Here is a 1,639-nt window from a genome sequence, read left to right as displayed (position 1 = left end):
GGCAAACGCCAATGGATTCCCGTGATGGATAAATTCTGGAAACCATTTATCAAGCAAGTAGAAGAAAAAGAGGGTATCGAACGCGCCAAATTTACCACGCAGGAACTCGACGAAACCTGCCCGAAATGCGGCGAACACAAACTGCAAATCAAATTTGGCAAAATGGGTCGTTTCGTTGCGTGTGCCGGTTATCCCGAGTGCAGCTACACCCGCAACGTTAACGAAACCGCCGAAGAAGCGGCCGAACGTATTGCCAAAGCGGAAGCAGAGCAAGCTGAACTCGACGGACGCGAATGCCCTAAATGCGGCGGTCGTCTAGTGTACAAATACAGCCGTACCGGCAGTAAATTCATTGGCTGCGCCAACTATCCGAAATGCAAACACGTTGAGCCGCTGGAAAAACCGAAAGACACCGGCGTCCAATGCCCGCAATGCAAAAAAGGCAACCTCGTCGAACGCAAATCCCGTTACGGCAAACTGTTTTACAGTTGCAGCACTTATCCTGACTGCAACTACGCCACTTGGAACCCGCCCATTGCAGAAACCTGCCCAAAATGCGCGTGGCCGGTTTTGACCATCAAAACCACCAAACGCTGGGGCGTGGAAAAAGTGTGCCCACAAAAAGAATGCGGATGGAAAGAACAGATTGAACCGCCGGCACCGAAAGAGTAATTGGTTAAAGCTTGGATAGAAAAAGGCCGTCTGAAAAATGATTTTCAGACGGCCTTTTTTTAAATATTTTCAATTAAGCTAGAGAAGAATATCCATAAAGTTAAGGAGATGGTTCAATAACATCCAAATTGGTTACAGGTTTTACTAAAATAATTGCCCTGAGAATTTCTTCCATTCATAAAAGTGGTATCTCCAATTCTTTGGGTGGTCATATCCCAAGAATTACCATTTGCTGCACGACCATTAGTAAAAGTAGTGTTGCCAATATGCATACTTTCTTGAGACCAATTGCTTCCAGTTCGAGAATTATATCCATTTACATAGGTAGTATCGCCAATTGTTTGGATACTATAAGTATTCCCGCTATTGTCATTGCAAGTGTGAAATGAGTCGCTTCCATAGCAAGCTGCGAAAGAAGAAACTGGTGTTACAAGTAAAGTAAAAAGTAAGACGATATTTTTCATACAAAACCTCAATATTCATTATAGGTAATATGAAAATATAATATAAAAATATAATTTACTCAACTATATTTGATAATTTAACCATCCATATAAAAATCAAACTATTTTGAAGCAAGGAGGAAAAGTCGTTAGATATGTAAATTAAATAAAAAAGTGGGTGTTTGAAAAGTTAGAGATGTCTATAGACATATTAGAATTTAGCCTTTGAAACAATTAACTTCTTTTATTTAGAACAAACTAAGGCCGTCTGAAAAATGAGTTTCAGACGGCCTTGTTGTCTCTAAAAGCAGAGATCGAAATATGGTTTGATAGCAGTTTCACTATATAATTGAGGCCGTCTGAAAAATCGGTATCTTTTTAAGAATTATGGCAAACAACAAACATTCCAAACACAGCAATCAAGTACGTATCATTGGTGGACAATGTAGGGGACGAAAGTTAACATTTTTATCTGCAGATGGTCTGCGCCCGACGCCTGACAGCGTGCGTGAAAAACTGTTTAA

Annotated in this window: 3 protein-coding genes; 2 read left to right on the top strand and 1 reads right to left on the bottom strand. The window is 40.6% G+C overall.

What is annotated here, in order from left to right; translation table 11 throughout:
• On the top strand, positions 1-672 hold a 672-nt coding region (locus ACTHS3_RS12575; protein WP_440368086.1), incomplete at its 5' end, for a topoisomerase DNA-binding C4 zinc finger domain-containing protein.
• Between the two features lie 113 nt (positions 673-785).
• On the opposite strand, the gene ACTHS3_RS12570 is transcribed toward ACTHS3_RS12575, so the two are convergent.
• Positions 786-1,136 (bottom strand): hypothetical protein, encoded by a 351-nt coding sequence (locus tag ACTHS3_RS12570; RefSeq protein ID WP_440368085.1) that lies wholly within the window; start codon positions 1,134-1,136, stop codon positions 786-788.
• A gap of 366 nt (positions 1,137-1,502) precedes the next feature.
• On the opposite strand from ACTHS3_RS12570, the gene ACTHS3_RS12565 reads away from it, so the two are divergent.
• A partial coding sequence (locus ACTHS3_RS12565) for an RsmD family RNA methyltransferase (RefSeq protein ID WP_440368087.1) occupies positions 1,503-1,639 on the top strand: 137 nt, incomplete at its 3' end.

This window comes from Neisseria sp. P0009.S007 (assembly GCF_051962515.1).
The sequence above is the reverse complement of the archived record's forward strand: the minus strand, read 5'-3'. Positions and strand labels throughout refer to the sequence as shown.